The 20127-nt window shown below is 68.3% G+C and carries 17 protein-coding genes and 2 tRNA genes; 7 read left to right on the forward strand and 12 right to left on the reverse strand.

Going from position 1 to position 20127, the window contains the following annotated elements; translation table 11 throughout:
* Window positions 1-192 precede the first annotated feature (192 nt).
* Complete coding sequence (locus tag O3139_RS14425; protein WP_269514789.1) at window positions 193-1065, reverse strand: N-formylglutamate amidohydrolase; 873 nt, start codon at window positions 1063-1065, stop codon at window positions 193-195.
* Between the two features lie 125 nt (window positions 1066-1190).
* On the opposite strand from O3139_RS14425, the gene cpdR reads away from it, so the two are divergent.
* Window positions 1191-1550 (forward strand): cell cycle two-component system response regulator CpdR, encoded by a 360-nt coding sequence (cpdR, locus tag O3139_RS14430; protein WP_269514790.1) that lies wholly within the window; start codon window positions 1191-1193, stop codon window positions 1548-1550.
* Window positions 1551-1641: 91 nt separating this feature from the next.
* Window positions 1642-1716: transfer RNA gene (locus tag O3139_RS14435), tRNA-Val, on the forward strand.
* 45 nt (window positions 1717-1761) lie between these two features.
* Here O3139_RS14435 and O3139_RS14440 read toward each other — a convergent pair.
* The 9 genes from O3139_RS14440 to O3139_RS14480 form a co-directional block, all read right to left on the reverse strand.
* On the reverse strand, window positions 1762-2565 hold the full coding sequence (locus O3139_RS14440) for a tryptophan 2,3-dioxygenase (RefSeq protein ID WP_269514791.1): 804 nt from the start codon (window positions 2563-2565) through the stop codon (window positions 1762-1764).
* Window positions 2566-2661: 96 nt separating this feature from the next.
* Complete coding sequence (locus O3139_RS14445) at window positions 2662-4116, reverse strand: mannitol dehydrogenase family protein (protein WP_269514792.1); 1455 nt, start codon at window positions 4114-4116, stop codon at window positions 2662-2664.
* Window positions 4113-5423: an MFS transporter gene (locus O3139_RS14450; protein ID WP_269514793.1), complete on the reverse strand. Its 1311-nt coding sequence runs from the start codon at window positions 5421-5423 to the stop codon at window positions 4113-4115. The genes O3139_RS14445 and O3139_RS14450 overlap by 4 nt, the downstream gene beginning before the upstream one ends.
* Window positions 5416-6159 carry a FadR/GntR family transcriptional regulator gene (locus O3139_RS14455; protein WP_269514794.1) on the reverse strand — a complete coding sequence of 248 codons (744 nt, stop codon included), beginning with the start codon at window positions 6157-6159 and terminating at the stop codon, window positions 5416-5418. Before O3139_RS14455 ends, O3139_RS14450 begins: the two co-directional genes overlap by 8 nt.
* Complete coding sequence (locus tag O3139_RS14460) at window positions 6159-6965, reverse strand: helix-turn-helix transcriptional regulator (protein ID WP_269514795.1); 807 nt, start codon at window positions 6963-6965, stop codon at window positions 6159-6161. Before O3139_RS14460 ends, O3139_RS14455 begins: the two co-directional genes overlap by 1 nt.
* Before the next feature lie 83 nt (window positions 6966-7048).
* Complete coding sequence (locus O3139_RS14465) at window positions 7049-8452, reverse strand: FAD-binding oxidoreductase (protein WP_269514796.1); 1404 nt, start codon at window positions 8450-8452, stop codon at window positions 7049-7051.
* A gap of 22 nt (window positions 8453-8474) precedes the next feature.
* A complete protein-coding gene (locus tag O3139_RS14470; protein ID WP_269514797.1) occupies window positions 8475-10577 on the reverse strand; it encodes a TonB-dependent receptor in 2103 nt (700 codons plus the stop codon).
* Between the two features lie 140 nt (window positions 10578-10717).
* Window positions 10718-12223 carry a carboxylesterase/lipase family protein gene (locus O3139_RS14475; protein ID WP_269514798.1) on the reverse strand — a complete coding sequence of 502 codons (1506 nt, stop codon included), beginning with the start codon at window positions 12221-12223 and terminating at the stop codon, window positions 10718-10720.
* Window positions 12224-12406: 183 nt separating this feature from the next.
* A tRNA-Arg gene (locus O3139_RS14480) sits at window positions 12407-12483 on the reverse strand.
* A gap of 168 nt (window positions 12484-12651) precedes the next feature.
* Here O3139_RS14480 and O3139_RS14485 point away from each other — a divergent pair.
* Window positions 12652-14406, forward strand: a complete 1755-nt coding sequence (locus O3139_RS14485) for a gamma-glutamyltransferase family protein (protein WP_269514799.1) — start codon at window positions 12652-12654, stop codon at window positions 14404-14406.
* Here the strand turns inward: O3139_RS14485 and O3139_RS14490 are convergent.
* Both O3139_RS14490 and O3139_RS14495 read right to left on the reverse strand, forming a co-directional pair.
* Window positions 14403-15902, reverse strand: a complete 1500-nt coding sequence (locus O3139_RS14490; protein ID WP_269514800.1) for an ATP-binding protein — start codon at window positions 15900-15902, stop codon at window positions 14403-14405. The genes O3139_RS14485 and O3139_RS14490 overlap by 4 nt on opposite strands.
* Window positions 15899-16624 (reverse strand): TVP38/TMEM64 family protein, encoded by a 726-nt coding sequence (locus tag O3139_RS14495; RefSeq protein ID WP_269514801.1) that lies wholly within the window; start codon window positions 16622-16624, stop codon window positions 15899-15901. The genes O3139_RS14490 and O3139_RS14495 overlap by 4 nt, the downstream gene beginning before the upstream one ends.
* Window positions 16625-16756: 132 nt before the next feature.
* Between O3139_RS14495 and rpmH the strand changes: the two genes are divergently transcribed.
* The 4 genes from rpmH to yihA all read left to right on the forward strand — a co-directional run bounded on the left by rpmH (window position 16757) and on the right by yihA (window position 19982).
* Window positions 16757-16891, forward strand: coding sequence for a 50S ribosomal protein L34 (gene rpmH / locus O3139_RS14500; RefSeq protein WP_013268133.1), 135 nt, complete (start codon window positions 16757-16759; stop codon window positions 16889-16891).
* Between the two features lie 186 nt (window positions 16892-17077).
* Window positions 17078-17494 carry a ribonuclease P protein component gene (rnpA, locus tag O3139_RS14505; RefSeq protein ID WP_269514803.1) on the forward strand — a complete coding sequence of 139 codons (417 nt, stop codon included), beginning with the start codon at window positions 17078-17080 and terminating at the stop codon, window positions 17492-17494.
* Window positions 17495-17499: 5 nt separating this feature from the next.
* A complete protein-coding gene (yidC, locus tag O3139_RS14510; RefSeq protein ID WP_269514804.1) occupies window positions 17500-19344 on the forward strand; it encodes a membrane protein insertase YidC in 1845 nt (614 codons plus the stop codon).
* Complete coding sequence (yihA, locus tag O3139_RS14515; RefSeq protein WP_269514805.1) at window positions 19341-19982, forward strand: ribosome biogenesis GTP-binding protein YihA/YsxC; 642 nt, start codon at window positions 19341-19343, stop codon at window positions 19980-19982. Before yidC ends, yihA begins: the two co-directional genes overlap by 4 nt.
* Window positions 19983-20127 lie beyond the last annotated feature (145 nt).

Raw genomic sequence — 20127 nt, forward strand, 5'->3', positions numbered from 1 at the left:
GCTTGCATCGCGCCACACGGGCATTTCGGTCGGTAACACGGCGTGATCGCAGGCGCGTTAAACCTTGCTTGACGTATTGTGCATTGCAACCTAGCTTGAACTTCGACGCCTCCGGGCGTCTTGCCCTTCCTGGGCGTTTCCTCCCTATAGACTTTATGCCGCGCCCTCGGGCGCGGCTTTTTTTGGCCGCTGTCACAGTTTGTCGGCGGCCAGTTCCGCGATCACCCCGGCCAGGGCAGACCTGAAGCTCTCATACTCCGACGAAGGCTCCAGGGTGCGCTCGTCCAGATAGAGGGCGCGGTTGATCTCCACCTGTAGCGCTTCATATCCAGCCCCCGGTCGCCCCCAGTGCTGGGTGGCATAACCGCCGGCATAGGGCGCGTTCAGCCCGACCCGCCACCCCCGGGCCTCGAAAAGGGCGCGCGCCCGACGTGAGGTCGCCGACCGGCAGGCCGCCCCGTGACGGTCTCCCAGGATGATGTCCACGCTCCTCTGCCCCCGGCCGGGCACACCGGCCGCCCGGGACGGCATCGAATGCCAGTCGACCAGCATGGCCATGCCGTGACGGTGCCTGGCCGCAGCCATCAAGGCCTGCAAGGCCGCATGGTAAGGTGTGTGAACCCGCGCGATCCGGCCCTCGGCCTCGGCCAGCGAAAGGCGGCGGTCATAGAGCGGGGTGCCGTCACCCGCACGCCGCGGAACCACCCCGAACCCCGCGGCGACCTTGCCGGTCGGTTCGGCCATCGGCGCATCCTCGATCAGGACCGGATCGATCTCGGTCGGAGATCGATTCAGGTCCAGATAGGCGCGCGAGATCCGGGCGCTCAGGACCGGAACACCATGGTCGGCGCCGACCGCGATCAGGCGATCGACGGCCACGTCCTCGGCGCTTCTCAGAGTCAGCGGGGACAGGCCGGGGACCGAACGCATGTCATCGGGCCTGTGAGCCCCGGAGTGCGGCGAGGCGAAGACCAGACGCCCCGCCGGTCCGCCGGGCCAGACGATGTCGAACACGTCGCCCGACGGGATCGAAGGCGGCGGATGTGGGCTCGGCTCAGGGGTCACCCGACCCGCATAGACTGTTTTTGCCCGTCATCCACAGCCCGGCCGGTCGCCGGATCGATGAATTTCATGGCCGGTTTACCGTTCTCGGCCTAGCCTGTTGGCCTGAACCGGGGGACGACGAAAGCATGGCGCGCATTCTGCTGGCCGAAGACGACTCATCGCTGCGAGGTTTCCTGACCCGGGCGCTGGAACGGGCGGGACACGAGGTGGTGGACTGCGAGAATGGCGACGAGGCCATCGACGCTCTGGAAAGTGGTCCCTACGATCTTCTGCTGACCGATATCGTGATGCCCGGTGCCGACGGGATCGAGGTCGCCCGCGTGGCCGCCGCCCGTCAGCCCGGCCTGCGCATCATGTTCATCACCGGCTTCGCGGCCGTCGCCCTGAGCGCGGCCCAGGCCAGCCCCCAGGCCAAGGTCCTGTCCAAACCCGTCCATCTGCGCGACCTGGTCGCCGAGGTCGACAAGATGTGCGCGGCGGCCTGAATATCGCCCCGGTTTCGCCCTTGCGGCCTTCGCATGGGCTGGGGTATAGACCCCTCCTTCCCGTTCCGGACCTGTCCGGAACCGTCTTGGCGGATGCGTAGCTCAGCGGGAGAGCACCTCGTTGACATCGAGGGGGTCACAGGTTCAATCCCTGTCGCGTCCACCATTCCTTTCCCGTCCAGACCGCGCCGCCCGACCGGCCGCAGCGTTGTCAGAGCCGGGTGCGCAGCGACCACAGCTCCGGGAAGCACCGCCGCTCCAGCGTCGATGACAGATAGCCGACGCCGTCGGTCCCGCCTGTGCCTCGACGGCGTCCGATGATGCGCTCTACCGTCACCACATGCTTGTGCCGCCAGGTGACCAGGGCGTCGTCCAGATCGACCAGCTTCTCGGCCAGCTGGTACAGCTCCCACCATCGGCCGGTGTCGCGATAGACCTCCAGCCAGGCGGCCTCGACGGCCTCGTCGGGCACATAGCGCTGACTGACGTCGCGGTTCAGGACGGCCTCGGGCACCGGCATGCCCGCCGCTGCCAGTTGCGACAGGGCGTCGTCGTAGAGACTGGGCGCGGCCAGGGCGGCCGACAGGGCGGCGTGCGCCTCGGGCCGGTCTTCCTGGAACACCAGGAATTTGGGATCCTTCAGGCCCAGCATGGTCTCGAGACGCCGGAACTGGTCGCTCTGGAAGCCGGAACTGGACCCCAGCACGCCCCGGAACATCAGGTAGTCCGCCGGCGTCATGGTGGCCAGAATGTCCCAGCTCTGGGTCATCACGGCCTGGATGCGGCTGACCCGGGCCAGGCTCTTGTAGGCCGGAACCAGGTCGCCCGAGCGCACCAGGGTCTTGGCCAGGGCGACTTCATGCAGGATCTGCTTGAGCCACAGCTCCTTGGCCTGGTGAATGACGACGAACAGCATTTCGTCGTGCTGGTCGCTGAGAGGGTTCTGGGCCGACAGCAGCCGGTCCAGGTCCAGATAGCGCGCATAGGTCATGTCGGCGGGGGGCGTGTCGCTCATGCGCCGCTGTATCGGCTCCCGGGGCCTCGACCTCAACCCATGAGAAGGGCACGGGCGACGCCGGACGTGACGACGCGAGCCATCGCATCAGCACATCTAGGCTGAACGCGAGCCCTGAATGCCCGGACAGGCGCGGTCCAGCGCGCTCGACCACCGGCGCACGGCGGCGACGAACACGGGGTTTCCGGACAGGCTGCCGAAGATGTCCGTCATGGCGAGAACGGGTCCGGGGTCGGGTGCCCGGGACCGCGCGCGTGCCCTGAGATCGTCTGCCAGGGGATGGCGCAGGACCAGCGCCCCATCGCCGATCGTCGCCAGCCGACGGATCCAGGCCGCCACGGCGATCGCCAGCCGGTTGAAGGGTCGCCCCTGTTCCAGTCTGTCCCGGATGGGATCGAGCAGCAGATTGAGCGACGCATCGGTGTTGATCCGTTCGAGCGTGTCCTCCAGCGTCCGGTTGGAAAACCGCTTCACCAGCCTGTCCTGATAGGCCTGAAGATCGACCGGCAGGGCCGCCGGCAAGGTCGGTGCCGTTTCCCGGCGCATCAGGGCGCGGATGTAGCGCTCCAGTCGCGGATCGCGCATCGCCTCGGCGACCATTCGATGACCCGCCAGCCAGCCGACGGACGCCAGGGCCAGATGGCTGGCGTTCAGCAGCCGCAGCTTCATCTGCTCGAACGGTTCGACGTCGGCCGTGAACTGGACCCCGACGGCCTCCCAGTCCGGACGGCCGTCGGCGAAATCATCCTCGATCACCCACTGGGTGAAGGGCTCGCAGAAGATGGGCCAGCGATCCGCGATGCCGTACGCCGCCTCGAAGGCCGCGACATCTGCGGGCCGCGTCACGGGCGTGATGCGATCGACCATGGTGCCGGGAAACCGGGCATGGGTGCCGATCCATTCGGCCAGCCCGGCGTCGATCCGCCCGGCCAGGGCCAGCACCGCATTCCGGAGCAATCGCCCGTTCCCGGGCAGGTTATCGCAACTCAATGCGGTGAAGGCAGGCCGGCCCGCGTCCCTGCGACGACGGCAGGCTTCGACCAGGATCCCGATCGGGCTGGTCGGCGCGCGCGGCGTGGCCAGATCGGCGACGATGGCGGGATGGGAGAAGTCCAGCCGACGGGTTTCGGCGTCCAGGCAGTAGCCGGTCTCGCTGACCGTCAGGCTGACGATCCGGACGCCGGGAGCCTGGATTCGGTCCAGAACCCTGTCCACAGCTCCGGGCCCCAGGATGTCGGTGATGGAGCCGACGACCTGGGCCGATGCGCGATCGTCGTCGCGCTCGATCAGGGTGTAGAGGCCGTCCTGTGGCCCCAGCGCCTCGCACACGCGGGCGTCGCCGGGCATCAGGCCCACCCCCACGATACCCCAGTCCATCGCCTGTCCCCGGTTCATCAGGGCATGGACGTAGCGCGCCATATGGGCGCGATGGAACGCGCCGGGCCCGATGTGGACTATACCGGGCGTGATGGCCCGGGGGTCGTAGGTCAGGCCGGCGATGTCACGGGGCAGACGGTCCAGCGTCGCGCGTGACAGCCGGGGCGCGGTCACGTCCGTCCGGGTGCGGCCCTCGCGGCAAGGGCGAAGGCGATGAGCGACAGGATGCTGGACGCCAGGCTGACCCCCGCGAGCGACGGCGCGAGCGCACCGGGCCCTCCGATCGCCTCGCTGATGACGGTCACCAGCGAGGGGGCCACGCCGAAGCCGATGAAGGACCCCACGACGACGAATGAGCCCAGACACAGGGCACGGAACTGGTTGGGCACCAGAACGGCGATGGCGGTGCCGGTGATCAGGCCCGTCGCCGTGCCGGCCAGCAGCAGGATCGTCAGCATGATCGCAAAGCCGGGCACGGCCGGCATGATCGGAAACAGGGCGGCGGGCACACCGATGGCGGAGGCGACGACGGCGGTCATCAGCAGGCCCCCCCCGCCCGCGCGCTTCAGACCGGCATCGGCCGCAAAGCCACCCGCGAGGGTGCCGACCAGACCGGAGCCCAGCAGGACCAGACCCATCCAGGCACTGAAGTCAGCGGGCTGCAATCCATAGGTCCGCATCAGAACGGGCGTCGCCCAGATGCTGGCCGAGGCATCGGCCATGATGACCGTGATCTGGCCCACGAACAGCGGTACCAGCAGGCTGCGCCGCGCCCACAGGGCGCCCATCGATGCCCCGAACCCGGCACCGGCGCTGGCGACCTCCTGGCGGACCGGCTCGCGAAGCATCAGCAGCGGCAGGACCAGGACCAGGCTGAAGCCCGCGAAGATCAGCTGGGTCGCGCGCCAGGCGGCCATGCCGAAAAGCGGATCGGGCCGGCTCGACAGAACCGTGAACAGCGCGCCGCCCAGGGCGAAGGCCAAAGCCAGGCCGACCACCTTGCCCATCGACAACAGCAGCAGCGACCGGCCGCGCGTTTCGGGCGGGGCGAGGTCGGCCGCAATCGAGATCGCCACGGGCAGGACGACGGTCAGGCCCAGAGCGGACAGCATCCGGGCGGCGAACAGGAGTTCAAAGGAGGTGGCGAAGGCGGTCGCCGCGGCCCCGAGGCTCCAGAGGACCGCGAGCACTCGCATCATGCGCACACGGTTGCTGTGATCCGCCATCCAGCCGATCGGGATCGACAGCAGGGCGGCGGGCACGGCCGTCGCCATACCCTGGGCCAGACCCAGCTGCAGGTCACTCATGCCCAGGTCGGTGCGGGCGAACTCCTGCACGGGACTGAACGCCGCCTGGATGGCGCAGCCGCTGGCGATGCTGAGCGCCAGGATCGTCAGGGTCAGGCCGACCGCGCGCGGCCGGGCGACCTCGCGCCCGGGTTGGGGGGCCGCCGGTATGACGGCGGCGGAAGGATCATGCATGGACCGTCTCCGGGTGCGAGAGCCCTCGCAGGATGTCGCCGATCGAGGCGTCGAAATGGGCGTCCATGGCCTCGATGGCGGCCTCGACGTCGCGGTTCAGAATGGCGCGGGCCAGCGCCCGGTGACGCTCGAGAGTCGAGACCCGATCTTCCTCGGCGACCCGGGTCTTCCAGGCGGCGGGGACGGCCTCCTCCATCAGCGGCCCGAACGAGGCCACGATCTGGACGAACAGGGCGTTCCTGCCGGCGCGCGCGATGGCGGCGTGAAAGGCGATGTCGTGGGCGGCGACCCTGGTCATGTCGTCGTGGTCGCGATCCATGGCCTCGGCCAGATCGACGATGACCTGGGCTTCGGCATCGGTGCGGTTCTGGGCGGCGAGAGCGGCGGTGCGAAGCTCGATGGTCCGGCGAACGTCCCAAACCTCGGCGACCGAGATCTGGGCCGTGGAGACCGCGTGGTCGAGGGAGCTGGCGATCACGGCGCCGTCGATCGCACTGACACGCGGTTTTCGGCCATTGCCGACATCGATCAGACGCAGCGCCGCCAGCACGCCGAAGGCTTCGCGCATGACGGCCCGGCTGACACCCAGCTTGACGGCGAAATGCCCCTCGCCCGGCAAGGAGTCGCCGACGCGGAGCCCCTCGGTCCGAATATGATTGCGAACGGTGTCGATGGCCCGCTGGACGAGAGAGCCGCCCTCGCCTCCGGTCGGGCCGCTCATGCTCACGGCACTCATCAGGCGGCGATCCGGGCGGCGCGATAGTCCGACGGAGACTGGCCGAAACGACGCCCGAAGGCCCGCGCGAAGCTGGCGTTGTTCAGATAGCCGTTCTCATAACCGACCGAGGACACCGGCAGGTCGGTGGTGGCCAGCATCAGACTGGCCTGGGTCAGGCGGCGCTCGGCCAGCGCCTCGGCGACGCTGCAGGCGAACATCTGGCGAAACCCTCGGGTCAGCTTTTCGCGGTTGAGACCGCATTGGGCGGCGATGCCATGCAGGGAAAGCTTCTCCCGCCATTGTTCGTCGATCAGTCGGCGTGCGGTCAGCAGACGCAGGCTGTCGGCGCGCGACATGTCGCTGTCGCCCGCGACCGGCACCATGACGCCCTTGTCCAGGGCGCTCCAGGTCTCGCACAGCAGCTCGATCGACTTGGCGGTACGATAGATGTCACCGGCCTCGCTGACGCGTTCACAGTCGCGCAGGGCCAGGGCGATGGCCCGCAGGTCGCTGGGCAGATGATAGGTCAGGCGGTCGTCGGCACCGGGCAGGGTGAGGGCGCTGATGCGCGCCAGCCCCGAGGCTGCGATCAACAGCAGGATGCGGGTGACGCCCGTGTCCTCGCCGACGAGGTCCTGCGCATGGGCGATCCCCGCGAGGGTCAGGGTCGCCGGCGTGTCGATGGTGCCGAAGCCGAAGACGGCGGCGACCGCCGCGTCGGGCATGGGGAAATCGGCGAACGGCCCTCGACCGATCAGGACGGTGAGTTCAGGCGAAACGACGAGGCAGCGACGGGCCACGGCCACGGGCGGCGACTGATCCATGATGTTCCTCCCGCCTCTCTGCGGAGGCTGAAGCCACGGTGGACCTATCTGACAGGTTTCGCAATAGCTATCTGATAGGTTGGCTACAGCGTGAAGATCTTGCCCGGGTTGAACAGGTTCTGGGGGTCCAGGGCCCGCTTCATCGTGCGCATGATGTCGACCGCATCGCCCAGCTCGGCGACCAGCCAGTCCTGCTTGCCCAGACCGATGCCGTGTTCCCCGGTGCAGGTGCCGTCCATGTCGAGGGCGCGCTGGACCAGGCGACGGTTCAGGGCCTCGGCCTCGGCCGCCTCTTCGGGCTTGTCCGGATCGATGACGAAGACGACGTGGAAATTGCCGTCGCCGACGTGGCCCAGGATCGGACCGGGGATGGAGGCGGCCTCCAGATCCTTCTTGGTCTCGGTGATGCATTCCGCCAGGCGGCTGATCGGAACGCAGACGTCGGTGGGCCAGCCGACGCAGCCCTTGCGCAGGCCGATCGCAGCGTAATAGGCCTCGTGCCGCGCCTTCCACAGCCTTGCGCGCTCTTCGGGCAGGCTGGACCACTGGAACGCTCCGCCGCCATTGTCCGACGCGAGGGCCGAGACGGTCGCCACCTGCTCCTCGACATAGCGCTCCGAGCCATGGAACTCGAAAAAGAGCGTCGTCTTCTCCGGATAGTCGAGGTTGGACCAGGCGTTGACGGCCCGCATCTGGACGTCGTCCAGAATCTCGACCCTCGCCAGCGGCACGCCGAGCTGAATGGCCTGGACGGTCGTATCGACCGCCCCGGCCAGGGTCTCGAAGCTGCAGACCGCCGACAGGATGGATTCCGGAATGCCGTGCAGCCGCAGGGTGATCTCGGTGATGATGCCCAGCGTGCCTTCGGACCCCACGAACAGCCGCGTCAGGTCATAGCCGGCCGCCGACTTCCTGGCCCTGCGGGCCGTGCGTATGTCCCGTCCATCCGGCGTGACGACCCGCAGCGACAGCACCGCCTCCCGCATGGTGCCGTAGCGCACGGCATTGGTGCCCGACGCCCGCGTCGAGGCCATGCCGCCGATGGTGGCATTGGCCCCCGGATCGATGGGGAAGAACAGGCCGACGTCGCGCAGGTGTTCGTTCAACTGCTCGCGCCGACACCCCGCCTGGACCGTGACGTCGAAGTCCTCGGCATTGACCTGGACGATCTGGTCCATCAGCGACAGGTCGATGGTCAGGCCGCCGTTGACCGGGGTCGTATTGCCCTCGATCGAGGTGCCGGCGCCATAGGCGATGATCGGCACGCCCGCGGCCCCGCACAGCTTGACCGCCGCCACCACCTCCTCGGTCGAGAGGGCGAAGACGACCGCGTCTGGCAGCACGGTGTGGAAATGCGCCTCGCTGGCCCCGTGCTGGGCCCGCATCGCCTCGCCGAGGTGAAGCCGGTCACCGAACACTCCCCGAAGGCTTGCGATGAAGCCGTCGGGGAGGCGGGTCGACTCCAGCGAGAGAGGCAAGGCGTTCACTGTCGTTCCAACCCGGGCTGACCTAGAAACTGTACCCCACGCGGACCCCCACGCGCCGACCGTCACCGACCTGCCCCAGGCTGCCCAGCGCCGGCAGGCCGGCGGCGGTCAGTGTCGAGGAATCGATGTAGGACTCATAGTAGTCCTCGTCGAACAGGTTGTTGGAGAAGACGGCGAACTCCATGCCGTTGACGCGATAGGAGATCGTCGCATTGGCGAGGAAATAGCTGTCCAGTTCAGGGGCGAAGGTGCTCGACAGGCCTGCGCCGATCCGGTCGCCCTTGCCGACGATGCCGCCCGAGAAGGTCAGCTCTCCCTGACCCAGCGGGACGACGTAGTCGCTCTGCAGGCTCAGGGTCCAGTCCGGCTGGAACGGGATGCGGTCGGTGGGCAGCAGGCGGCCGGTCGTCTGACGGTACCGTGTGTCGTCGGTGATCCGGGCATTCTGCAGCAGGCCACTGGCCCGGATCGTCCAGGCGTCGGTCAGGTCGGCCGTGATCTCGGCCTCGACGCCATACGATCGCGCGTCGCCGGTGTTCAGATTGATCCCGACGATCCCGGCCCCGGTGGTCGAGGGCGCCAGGCTGTTGGCGGCGATGATGTCCTTGTAGTCGTTGTAGAAGACCGCACCCTGCAGGGAGATCCGCCGGTCCTCGGTGCTGAGCTTGGTGCCGACCTCGTAGGTCCAGACCGAGTCCCCGTCATAGGTCAGGTTCGGCGCGCCCGGACCGTTCGTGCCGCCGCCCCGGAAGCCACGCGCGATCGAGGCGTAGATCATGTGGTTGTCGTCGAGACGCTTGCGCAGCGCGATCCGGGGCTGGACCTCCTCGGCCTCGTAGCGGGAGTTGCGCGCACTCTGGAAATCGATCGTCTGGCGATCGTAGCGAAGACCGACGGTCAGCTCGAGGTCCGGCTGGATGTTCCAGAACGCCGTGCCGAAGACGGCCCAGATGTCCGCGTCGGAGTTGGCGAAGGCCGGGACCGTCAGACCCGCCGGTACCACCAGGGTCGCCGAGGTCTGGTCCTGGGTCTGGTTCGACCTGAACACGCCGATCACCGAGGTGAGGTCGTCGCTCCAGCGGCTGTCGATGCGCGCCTCGACGCTCCTTGTTTCCAGCGTATTCTCGGCGGTCGAACGGAACAGGTTGATCGACTGGAAGTCGCCGTCGCTGTCGCTGTCGGCGTCGCGCTTGTCGTAGGAAGCGATGACGGTCAGATCGTGCTGCGCGTTCAGCGGCAACTGGAGACGGCCGTTGATGCCGTTGTATTCGTAGTTGGCGATGCTGCGGAAATTGGTCCTCGCATCGTCGATGTAGACGGTCGGTCCCGTGGTGACGGCATAGAGCGGGTTGGTGCCGTTCACCTCGTCATGATAGGCGTTCAGGTTGATGACCGCGGGCCCGGCCTGCCAGCGCAGCGCGCCGCGGATGGTGTTCTGCTCGAGCCGGTTGGCGTCGTCGAAACCCAGCAGGCTGTTCTCGATAAAGCCGTCGCGCCGCTGCGTGCCGACCGACAGACGACCGGCCAGGACGCCCGGAATGATCGGACCTGCGACGGTCCCGCCGACGATGTAGTAGCTGTCCGGTCCGGCATAGGTCGCTGTCAGCTTGCCCTCGGGCACGTCCGACGGCTGCCGGGTCGTGACGTTGATGGCCCCGCCCAGCGTATTCTGCCCGAACAGGGTCGACTGCGGCCCCCGCAGCACCTCGATCTGTTCGACCGCCAGGGTCGGGCTGTTCAGATAGGAGGTGTTCTGTTGATAGACGCCGTCCACGAAGATGCCGACGCCGGGCTGAACCGTGTCCAGCAGGGTCGTGCCGATGCCCCGGATCGAGATGAAGGCGCGTCCGGCGGCGTCGGAGTTGATGTTCAGGCCCGGCGTGACGGCCGCGATGTCGCGGATCGAGGTGAACTGCCGGCTCTCCAGCGTCTCGGCGGTGACGGCGGTGACCGCCACCGGGACGTCGATCAGACGCTCGGACCGCTTGCGGGCCGTGACGATGATGTCGTCGACCGCGGCCGCCTGTTCGGTCGTTGCCGGCTGGCCCTGCGTCTGAGCCGAGGCGACGCCCGTGGATATGGCAGCCAGACCGACGCCGGCCGCAAGGATCGTCATGAAGCGCATTGTGTGTTCCGCCCTGATAGCGCCGGATCTGCTCCGGTCGTTGGGACGACGGTGCACGGAATGCGACCTATCTGAAAGGTCGCTGATTGTGCCGATCCGCAGTCAGACTTGGCACGACGTCCGTCAGGCCCGTCGCCGGATCACTCGCGCCACGTCGCCGCGATCGGAAAGTCCGTGTCCGGCCCGGCCCGGCCTTCGGCCAGACGGTAGACCTGTCGCGTGTCCGCGTCGTACGCGGGCCAAGGGGCCGAGCCGTCACGGGCGAAGTCGATCCAGATCCCGTGGATGCGATCGGCCAGGGCCTGCAGCGGCACTGTCGGGCCCAGGATCCCCTTCGGCCCGGCCGCCGTGGCCAGGGTGTTGAACACGAACGGAATGTCCACCGCGTGACAGGCCCCCAGTTCGCCGCCCATCGCCGGCGAGCGCCAGTCCATCTCGTAGAAATGCGTGCGCCCCTGATGGGCCTGGGCATAGGCCCGGGCCGGCCAACGGAATACCAGATCGGTCAGGGCCCGGGTCAGGGTCGCGCCGCCCGTTTCCCCTCGCTGGCCCAGGCCGTAGCGCCGCAGGATGCCGAGCGCGCCCCGCTCGGTCCGGCTCATCAGGAACCACGCCAGGAACCGGCCAAGTTTCGCCTTCACCCCGGTCGGGACGAAATACAGGTTCATCTCTTCGGCGTTCGTGCCGATCAGCAGATCGACCTCGGCCCCGGCCCCCTTCGCCAGGGCCTTCAGGGGCGGCACGGGGATCACGTCGTCCCCATGCACGGGCAGGAATTTGCTCAGTCCATAGGCGGGGTCCCGACCATTCTCGCCGCGCATGTCCAGACCCGATGTCGGGGCCTGGACCACATCCTGGGCGTCGAGCCCCGCCTGAAGGCTGGCCGAGCGAAAGCCTGCCGCATCGGCACGCACATCCAGAACCTTCGCGATCCGGTCGACGACCCGGCGCATCGTCCTGACCGACCGGACCATCGATCCGTGACCGCTCTGCAGGATGGCGCGCCGGAACAGGCCTTTCGCCAGGGGCGAGACGACAAGGTCCGCGATCGACATGGCCCCGGCGGATTCGCCGAAAACCGTGACGTTGTCGGGGTTGCCGCCAAAGCCGGCGATATTGCCGCGCACCCACTCCAGCGCCGCGATCATGTCGCGCAGGCCCAGATTGGTGGGGACGCCCGGAATGGGCAGGAAGCCCTCGATCCCGAGCCGATAGTTGATGGTGACGCAGACCACGCCATTGCGGGCAAAGCTGGTTCCGTCCTGGGCCGGCGCGGACCCCGCTCCGCCGACCCAGGCTCCGCCGTGGATGAACACCATGACCGGCAGGCCCGCCGCGTCACGGACGCCCGGCGTCCAGATGTTCAGATTCAGGCATTCGTCGCCCTGGACCCAGCCCGACCCGACCAGGGGCACAAGGTCGAGCGTGGGGAAGTCTCGCAACTGATAGGGCGCGGTAGGACCGAAGGCCGTCGCGTCCCATTCCCCCGACCAGGGCGCATGGGGTTGGGGCAGCTCGAAACGGCGCGGTCCGACGGGCGCAGCGGCGTAGGGCACACCGAGAAACCGGTCCACCCCGTCGATGGTCACGCCGCGGACGCGTCCGCTGAGGGTGTTTGCGATGATGGGCGCGCTGGCGTTCGACATCCGGACACTGTGGCCCGGACGCCCGCCATCCGGAACCACCGAGGCTTTGCAGAGGTGCAGATTTCCTTGACCGTCGCGCCGAGGCGCCGGCCCCATTGCGATCCCACACCGGAAACGCTCCGACCGACTGGTCGTCCGGAGGCAGAACTGTGTGCCCGGATGAAACCTGTGAGGGGGAAGAAGTGGCGCGCCCGGAACGATTCGAACGTCCGACCCTCAGATTCGTAGTCTGATGCTCTATCCAGCTGAGCTACGGGCGCGCACAGGCCTTTCGGCGAGGGCGGGTATCTAGCGGGTCGATCCCCGGGGCGCAACCCGGATTTCGGGCAAAGTGAGCGAGGTCGCTGCAAGCAGGGCTTGGCGGGCGGGGCGGCCGGGCCTAGGTCGATGGCGTGCGCCTCCCCGCGTGTCCGTGCCAGAGGGTTTCCATGCTGACGTCGTCGATCCGCGCCCTGGTCGCTTTCGCCATGATGGCGAGTCTGACGGCGTGTCAGACCCTGAACGCGGCGGTCAGCCGGCCGGCAGGCGGCGGGAGCCCGGTGACCGTCGCCGAAACGCGGTCCGAACCCGCGCGCGGTCCGTTCGTCGCGGCGGCCAATCCACTGGCGGTGGAGGCGGGCCTGGCGATCCTGCGGCGCGGCGGGTCGGCGGTCGATGCGGCGGTGGCGATCCAGGCGGTACTGGGGCTGGTCGAGCCGCAGTCGTCCGGCCTGGGCGGCGGGTCGTTCATGATGGTCTTCGACGCCGGGACAGGTGAGGTCACGGCCTATGACGGGCGCGAGACCGCACCGGCGGCGGCGACGCCCGAGCTGTTCTACGAGAACGGAACCCCCCTGCCCTTCATGGACGCGGTGCTGAGCGGCCGGTCGACGGGCGTGCCGGGCGCGGTCGCCATGCTGGGGCTGGCGCAGAAGGATCACGGCGTTCTGGCCTGGTCGGACCTGTTCGGCGACGCGGAGCGGCTGGCGCGGGACGGGTTCGTGGTCAGTCCGCGACTGGCCGGCATGATCGCCCTGACCGGCGGACAGGCGCGGACCGAATGGGCCAACGCCTATTTCACCAAACCCGACGGGACACGCTATGTCGCGGGCGACACGCTGACGAACCCGGCCTATGCCGAAACGGTCGCAGCCCTGGCGCGCGAGGGGGCCGGGGCGCTGTATTCCGGACCGCGGGCGCAGGCGATCGTGGATACGGTGCACGCAGGCGCGCGGCCCGGGGCGCTGACCGCCGCCGATCTGGCCGCCTATCGACCCATTGCACGCGAAGCCCTGTGCCGACCGTTCCGGGTCTATGTCGTGTGCATCCCGCCGCCGCCGTCCAGCGGCGTCAGCCTGTTGCAGCTGCTGGCCATGGCCGAGACGCCGGGGGCTGCGCGTGAGCTGGCGCTGGGCGAGACGAGCCCGGAGGCCTGGACGATGTTCGCCCAGCTGCAGCGGCTGATGTACGCAGATCGCGACCGCTACGTCGGCGATCCGGCCTTCGTCGGGGTTCCGGTGGCGGGGCTGCTGGACCCGGACTATGTCGCCGACCGCGCGGCCCTGGCCCCTGGCCTGACCGGGGCGGCGAGCGCCGGGACGCCGCCAGGGGGCATCTTCCGGGCCCCCGATGCGACGCAGGAGCCGGCCGGCACCTCGCATTTCGTCGTGGTGGATGCGCGGGGCAATGCCGTATCGATGACCACGACCGTGGAGAGCGTGTTCGGCTCGGGCCGGATGGCCAACGGCTATTTCCTGAACAATCAGCTGACGGACTTCTCGTTCACGCCGACGACGCCCGAAGGCCAGCCGGTGGCCAATGCGGTGGCCGCGGGCAAACGGCCGCGCTCCTCTATGTCTCCGGTCATCATTCTGGACCGGCAAGGCCGGCTGGTCGGGGCCATGGGATCGCCGGGCGGGTCGTCGATCCTGGCCTATGTGGCCAAGGGACTTATCGGAACCCTGGTGTGGGACCTGCCGGTCCAGGCCGCGTTCGACCTGCCCAATCTGGTGGCCAAGGGCCCGGGATTCGGGGCCGATACGTCGCGGTTCGGCCCGACGCTGGAGGCGGGGCTGGCGGCCACTGGCATCGTCCTGGCCCCGAACACGTCCGAGAACTCGGGCCTGCATGGCGGCATCTGGCGCGGCGATCACTGGGATGGCGGAGCGGACGACCGCCGCGAGGGCGTGGCACGGACGGATTAGGCCTGGCCCGGCAGCCTCAGCTCGAACGTCGTGCCGGCGGGACCGGTTTGGACCAGGCGAAGCTCGCCGCCATGGGCCGCGGCCAGTTCGCGCGAGATGGTCAGGCCCAGCCCGGTGCCGTCGCCGCCCGCGCCGCTGACGAAGGGCTCGAACAGGCGTTCGGACAGGCGCAGGGGAATGCCGGGACCATCGTCGGTCACCCGGATGATACAGCCCTCGCCCCCGGCCCCGGCCTGCGCCTCGACCCGCACCGCGCCCCGGGCCGTGCCCCTGCGACGGCCGACGCGCGTGGCGTCCCCCTCGATGGACTGACGGGCGTTGCGCATCAGATTGACGAGGATGCGGTGCAACTGATCGCTGTCGGCGTGGACGGTGAAGCGGGGCGGGATGACCTTGACCAGTTTGACGCCGGTCGGTTCCAGTCCGGCATCCTCGGCGGCGGCCGTGACGGCAGGGGCCAGGGCGATGCGATCCAGGACAGGCGCGGGCTCCTCGGACTTGCCATAGTCCAGCACGTTGCGGGTCAGGGCGGCGGCGCGGCCGAGCGCCCGCTCCAGTCGCGGCAGGGCCTTGGCGACCTGGGGGTCGGCGGAATCCGCCAGCCTGTCAGACGCGATCTGGGCCGAGGTCAGCATGTTGCGCAGGTCGTGGTTGATCTTGGCCACGGCCTCTCCCAGGGCCACGAGGCGCGACCGGGAGCGCAGCGACAGGCGGACTTCTTCCTGCATCCGGGCCAGTTCGCGTTCGACCTTGCCGATCTCGTCCTGGCGATCCGAGGGGGGGCCGGCCATGGCGTTGGGGTCGGCGGCAAAGCTCTCGATCGAGCGTGTCACGCGCCGAAGGGGACGCAGGACCAGATAGGCCAGACCGGCATACAGAAGCCCGCCGGCCACGACCGAGATCAGCAGCGAGACCAGAAGGCTGTTCAGCAGGAAGGCCTGCAGCTCCTGCTTCAGGGGCTCGGCCGGGGCGACCACGTCGATGAAGTCGCCGGAACGATAGCGGGGCGCGGCCCGGACCCGGATGGAGCGGTCGGCGGGGCCGAACAGGGTGCGGATGGGATCCAGCAGACGCGCGCCGCTGTTTTTGCGCCTCAGGTCGATGAAGTCAGGGGTTCGCGGTAGATTGGGCGCACGCAGCAGCTGGCGCATCACCCCCTGGTCGCTGATGGCCACGGCCGACACACCGCCGATGCGGAGCAGCTGATCGGCCGTCTGTTCGTCCACGGCGCTGTAAGGCAGGGCCTCGACCCCGACGGAGGCCAGTTCCGCAGCCTGCAGCCGGTCCAGAAGCCACCGCTCGTGGAAGGAGGCGGCGTTGGGCCCGAGGATGAGCGCCTCTACCACCAGGGTGAACAGGACGGTCAGCAGGAACAGGCGCGACGACAGGCCGTCGGGAGCCTGGGGGCGCAGGCGTTCGCGCCAGTCCGCAGGCAGGTGGAGCCGGTCGCGCAGGCGATCGCCGAGGCCGGGCGTCTGGACCTCCGGCGACCTCATGGCGTGGCGGCCCCCGGCAGATGGCGCTGGATTGCCTTCAGGACCAGCGGCAGAACGACGGCCAGAACGAACACGCCCGCCATCGGGGCCCAGAACTGGCCGAACAGGGCCTGGAAGTCGGGATCGGGGTTGGTGGCCAGAAGCGTGCTCAATCGCGAGCCGATCCAGCAGTAGATGATGTGGGCGGGCAGCAGACCGATCACCGTCGCGATCGTATAGGGCACCAGCCGCACGGACATGATCCCGGCGGCGACATTGATCATGTGGAAGGGCACGACGACGGCCAGACGCGACGCGAGCACATACCAGAAGGTGTCCCGGTCGATGGCGGCGCAGACCGTCTTCAGCATCCCCTGGTCGCGCTCGGCCTTCCTGCGCAGGTCGGTGCCCAGGGCCGAACGGGCGACCGCATAGACGATCAGGGCGCCGACGGTGGCCGCGATGGAGGTCGAGACCCCGCCGACCCAGGGGCCGAACAGATAGCCCGCCGTGATGGTGACGAAGAAGACGCCGGGAACCACGCTGGCGGTCAGGATCGCGAACACGGCCATCAGGGCCAGCAGGGCGAGGATGTAGTGCTCTGCGGCGTAGCCCCTCAGCTCCAGCCCATGATCCCGCAGGGTGTCCAGCGACAGGTAGCGGTTCCAGCCCATGGCGAAGATCAGGGCGATGACGCCACCCAGGACCACGAGGGGCAGATATTTCTTGATGCGATCCATCATGCCTCAACGCTCCAGCGGCGTCCGGGACCCCTTCCCGGCGTTGACAGCCGAAGCCTGCCCCCTTATACGCCCGCCCTTCCTGCGAAGGACGCCCTTGTCCTTGCGCGCCACTCATAACCCCTGGAGCCGACCGTGAAGCGGACCTATCAGCCGTCGCGACTCGTGCGCAAGCGCCGTCACGGCTTCCGTTCGCGGATGGCCACCAAGAACGGACAGAAGATCGTTGCGCGCCGCCGCGCAAAGGGTCGCAAGAAGCTGACCGCCTAGGCCGGAAGCTTGCCCTCTCCCTGCGGGAGAGGGCTTGAGGCTCGCAGAGCGCAGCGATGCGCCAGCCGAAAGGGTGAGGGGTGTTGCCCTCGCCGGTTGGCACTGTAACCCCTCACCCTTTCGCGCAGGAACGACGGCGTCGCCGTCGTGCGCTCAAGCCCTCTTCCTCAGGGCCAGGGTGGCAGGATGGAAAATCGACCCAAAATCCAGCGTCTGACCCGACGGCCCCAGTTTCTGGCGGCCGCGAAAGGCGTTTCGCTGGCGCGCGGCGCGGTGGTCGTGCAGCGGCTGGAGCGGAACGACGCCAATCCGGCGATCGGCCTGGGCTTCACCGCCACGCGAAAGGTCGGCGGCGCGGTCGACAGAAACCGCTGCAAGCGGCGGCTGAGAGAGGCCGCGCGGACCATGGTTCCCCTCCATGGCCTGCCCGGCAGCGACTATGTGCTGATCGCGCGCCAGGGCACGGCCGACCGCCCCTGGGACCGTTTACTTGACGACGTGAAATCGGCGCTTACAAGGCTGGCGACCACCCCCGGCCCCGGCCGGTCCGGCAAGGCCGACGACGGCCCGACGACCCCCGATACGCCCCCTCAGGACCCCTGATCCGCATGAAGAACGAAAACACGCGCAACATGGTGATCTTCGCCGTGTGCACGGCGGTCATCCTGATCCTGTACCAGGTGTTCTACATGGGCCCCGTGGCCGCCCAGCGGAAAGCCATGCAGGAAGCCGCCGCTGCCGAGGCGCAGGAGCAGACGGCGGCCGCCGCGGGCACGCCGACGGCGGGCATCCCGACGTCCACGGGCGCGACCGGACCGGTCACCTTCGTCACCGACCGCACCAAGGCCCTCGGCAATGTCGCGCGCATCCCGGTGTCGACCCCGACGCTGCAGGGCTCGCTGTCGCTGCAGGGCGGGCGGATCGACGACCTGTTCCTGAAGAACTATCGGCAGACCATCGATCCGACGTCTCCGTACGAGGAGCTGTTCCGCCCGCAGGGCATGGAGCACGCCTATTTCGCCCAGTTCGGCTGGACCGGACCCAATGTCCCGGGCGGGGTTCCCGGGGCCAATACGGTCTGGCGGCTGACCGCCGGATCGACCCTGACCCCGACGACCCCCGTCACCCTGACATGGGACAACGGCCAGGGCCTGCGCTTCACGCGCGTGCTGTCGGTCGACGCCCGCTACATGTTCACGGTGACCGACACGGTCGCCAACCTGGGCACCGCCCCGATCACCATCGCCCCCTATGGCCGCGTCGAGCGCCAGGGCGTGCCGCCGGCGCTGGGCAAGACCCAGATCCTGCACGAGGGCGGCATCGGCACCTTCTCCAAGGGCGACGGCTTTGCGACCACCCAGCTGAAGTACGGCGACTGGGCCAAGAAACCGCGCCAGGAATTCGACTCCACCGGCGGCTGGCTGGGCATCACCGACAAATACTGGATGGCAGCGCTGATCCCGCCGCAGGACGAGGCGATCCAGGCCGAGTTCCGCGTCACCGACGCCGCCACCTACGATATCCACGAGGCCAGGATGCTGGGGGCCGCGCGCACGATCCAGCCGGGCCGTCAGGTGACCGAGGTCCAGCACCTGTTCGCGGGTGCCAAGCGCAACGAAATCCTGTCGGGATACGAGAAGCAGTACGATCTGCCGCGCTTCATCTATGCGATCGACTGGGGCTTCCTGTTCTTCCTGACGCGACCGATCTTCCTGCTGGTCGAGTTCTTCTATGGCGTCGTCGGCAACTTCGGCGTGGCCATCCTGCTGCTGACCCTGACCATCAAGCTGATCATGTTCCCGCTGGCCAACAAGAGCTACGAGAGCCTGTCCAAGATGCGGAAACTCCAGCCGCTGATGGAGAAGATCAAGGAGCAGCACAAGGACGACCCCCAGGCCCAGCAGAAGGCCACGATGGAGCTGTACCAGAAGGAGAAGATCAATCCGCTGGCGGGCTGCCTGCCCATCCTGGTCCAGATCCCGGTCTTCTATGCCCTGTACAAGGTGCTCTACGTCACGATCGAGATGCGGCACGCGCCCTTCTTCGGCTGGATCCGCGACCTGTCGGCACCCGATCCGACCAACATCTGGAACCTGTTCGGCCTGATCCCCTGGGATCCGTCGACCGCCCCCCTGATCAACGGCCTGATCTCGCATCACGCCGGCGGTGGCTTCACCCTGGCCCTGAGCGTGCTGGCCATCCTGTACGGCCTCACCATGTGGCTGCAGCAGGCCATGAACCCCCCTGCAACCGATCCGGTCCAGCGCCAGATCTTCATGTTCATGCCGCTGATCTTCACCTTCATCATGGCGAATTTCCCGGCCGGGCTGCTGGTCTACTGGGCGTGGAACAATATCCTGTCGATCGGCCAGCAGTATTTCATCATGCACCGCTTCGGGGCCGAGAACCCGATCGACGACTTCATCGGCAAGCTGAAGAAGGCTCCGGCTTGACCGACTACACCGACGAGGACATTGAGGCCGCGCGCGTGCTGTTCGCGCGGCCCGCGACCTTCGTCATGGGGGCGGCAAAGATCGAGCAACTGCCCGAGCCGGACCTGCCCGAGATCGCCTTCGCGGGTCGTTCCAACGTCGGCAAGTCCAGCCTGATCAACGGGCTGGTGGGCATGCACAAACTGGCGCGGGCCTCGAACGAACCGGGCCGCACACGCGAGGTCAACTTCTTCGACCTCGACGGCAGGCTGCGGCTGGTCGATCTGCCCGGCTATGGCTGGGCCAAGGCGTCGAAGTCGACGGTGCGCCAATTCCAGAACCTGGGACGGGACTATCTGCGCGGGCGCGTCACGCTGAAGCGGGTCTATCTGCTGATCGACGCGCGCCACGGGCTGAAGTCGGTCGACACCGAGGCCCTGGACGCCCTCGACCTGGCCGCCGTCAGCTATCAGATCGTCCTGACCAAGGCCGACAAGATCAAGGCCCATGAGCGCGATACGGTGCAGGCGGCGACGCTGAAGGCCATCTCCAAACGCCCCGCCGCCTTCCCCGCCGTCGCCGTGACCTCGGCCGAAAAGGGGCTGGGTCTGCCCGAGCTGCGCGCCGAGATCATGCGCACGACGGGCGCGGAGATTTAGCACGGTCCGCCTCCCTCCCCCTCGGAGGGAGGGTCGTCGATGCGGAGCATTGGCGGGTTGGGAAGGACAAGGCAAAACATCGTGCGGCCTTGCCCTGCCGCCCCCACCCGGTCTCCGCTGCGCTCCGACCGCCCTCCCCGGCCGG

It is taken from the genome of Brevundimonas subvibrioides, assembly GCF_027271155.1.
GTDB classification, from domain to species: domain Bacteria; phylum Pseudomonadota; class Alphaproteobacteria; order Caulobacterales; family Caulobacteraceae; genus Brevundimonas; species Brevundimonas subvibrioides_D.

Coding starts and splice junctions, on each gene's coding strand:
- rnpA (WP_269514803.1), top strand. CDS start 17,078: ATGGAAAATCGACCCAAAATCCAGCGTCTGACCCGACGGCCCCAGTTT.
- yidC (WP_269514804.1), top strand. CDS start 17,500: ATGAAGAACGAAAACACGCGCAACATGGTGATCTTCGCCGTGTGCACG.
- O3139_RS14485 (WP_269514799.1), top strand. CDS start 12,652: ATGCTGACGTCGTCGATCCGCGCCCTGGTCGCTTTCGCCATGATGGCG.
- O3139_RS14450 (WP_269514793.1), bottom strand. CDS start 5,423: ATGCATGATCCTTCCGCCGCCGTCATACCGGCGGCCCCCCAACCCGGG.
- O3139_RS14495 (WP_269514801.1), bottom strand. CDS start 16,624: ATGATGGATCGCATCAAGAAATATCTGCCCCTCGTGGTCCTGGGTGGC.
- O3139_RS14440 (WP_269514791.1), bottom strand. CDS start 2,565: ATGAGCGACACGCCCCCCGCCGACATGACCTATGCGCGCTATCTGGAC.
- O3139_RS14475 (WP_269514798.1), bottom strand. CDS start 12,223: ATGTCGAACGCCAGCGCGCCCATCATCGCAAACACCCTCAGCGGACGC.
- O3139_RS14455 (WP_269514794.1), bottom strand. CDS start 6,159: ATGAGTGCCGTGAGCATGAGCGGCCCGACCGGAGGCGAGGGCGGCTCT.
- cpdR (WP_269514790.1), top strand. CDS start 1,191: ATGGCGCGCATTCTGCTGGCCGAAGACGACTCATCGCTGCGAGGTTTC.
- O3139_RS14460 (WP_269514795.1), bottom strand. CDS start 6,965: ATGGATCAGTCGCCGCCCGTGGCCGTGGCCCGTCGCTGCCTCGTCGTT.
- O3139_RS14470 (WP_269514797.1), bottom strand. CDS start 10,577: ATGCGCTTCATGACGATCCTTGCGGCCGGCGTCGGTCTGGCTGCCATA.
- O3139_RS14490 (WP_269514800.1), bottom strand. CDS start 15,902: ATGAGGTCGCCGGAGGTCCAGACGCCCGGCCTCGGCGATCGCCTGCGC.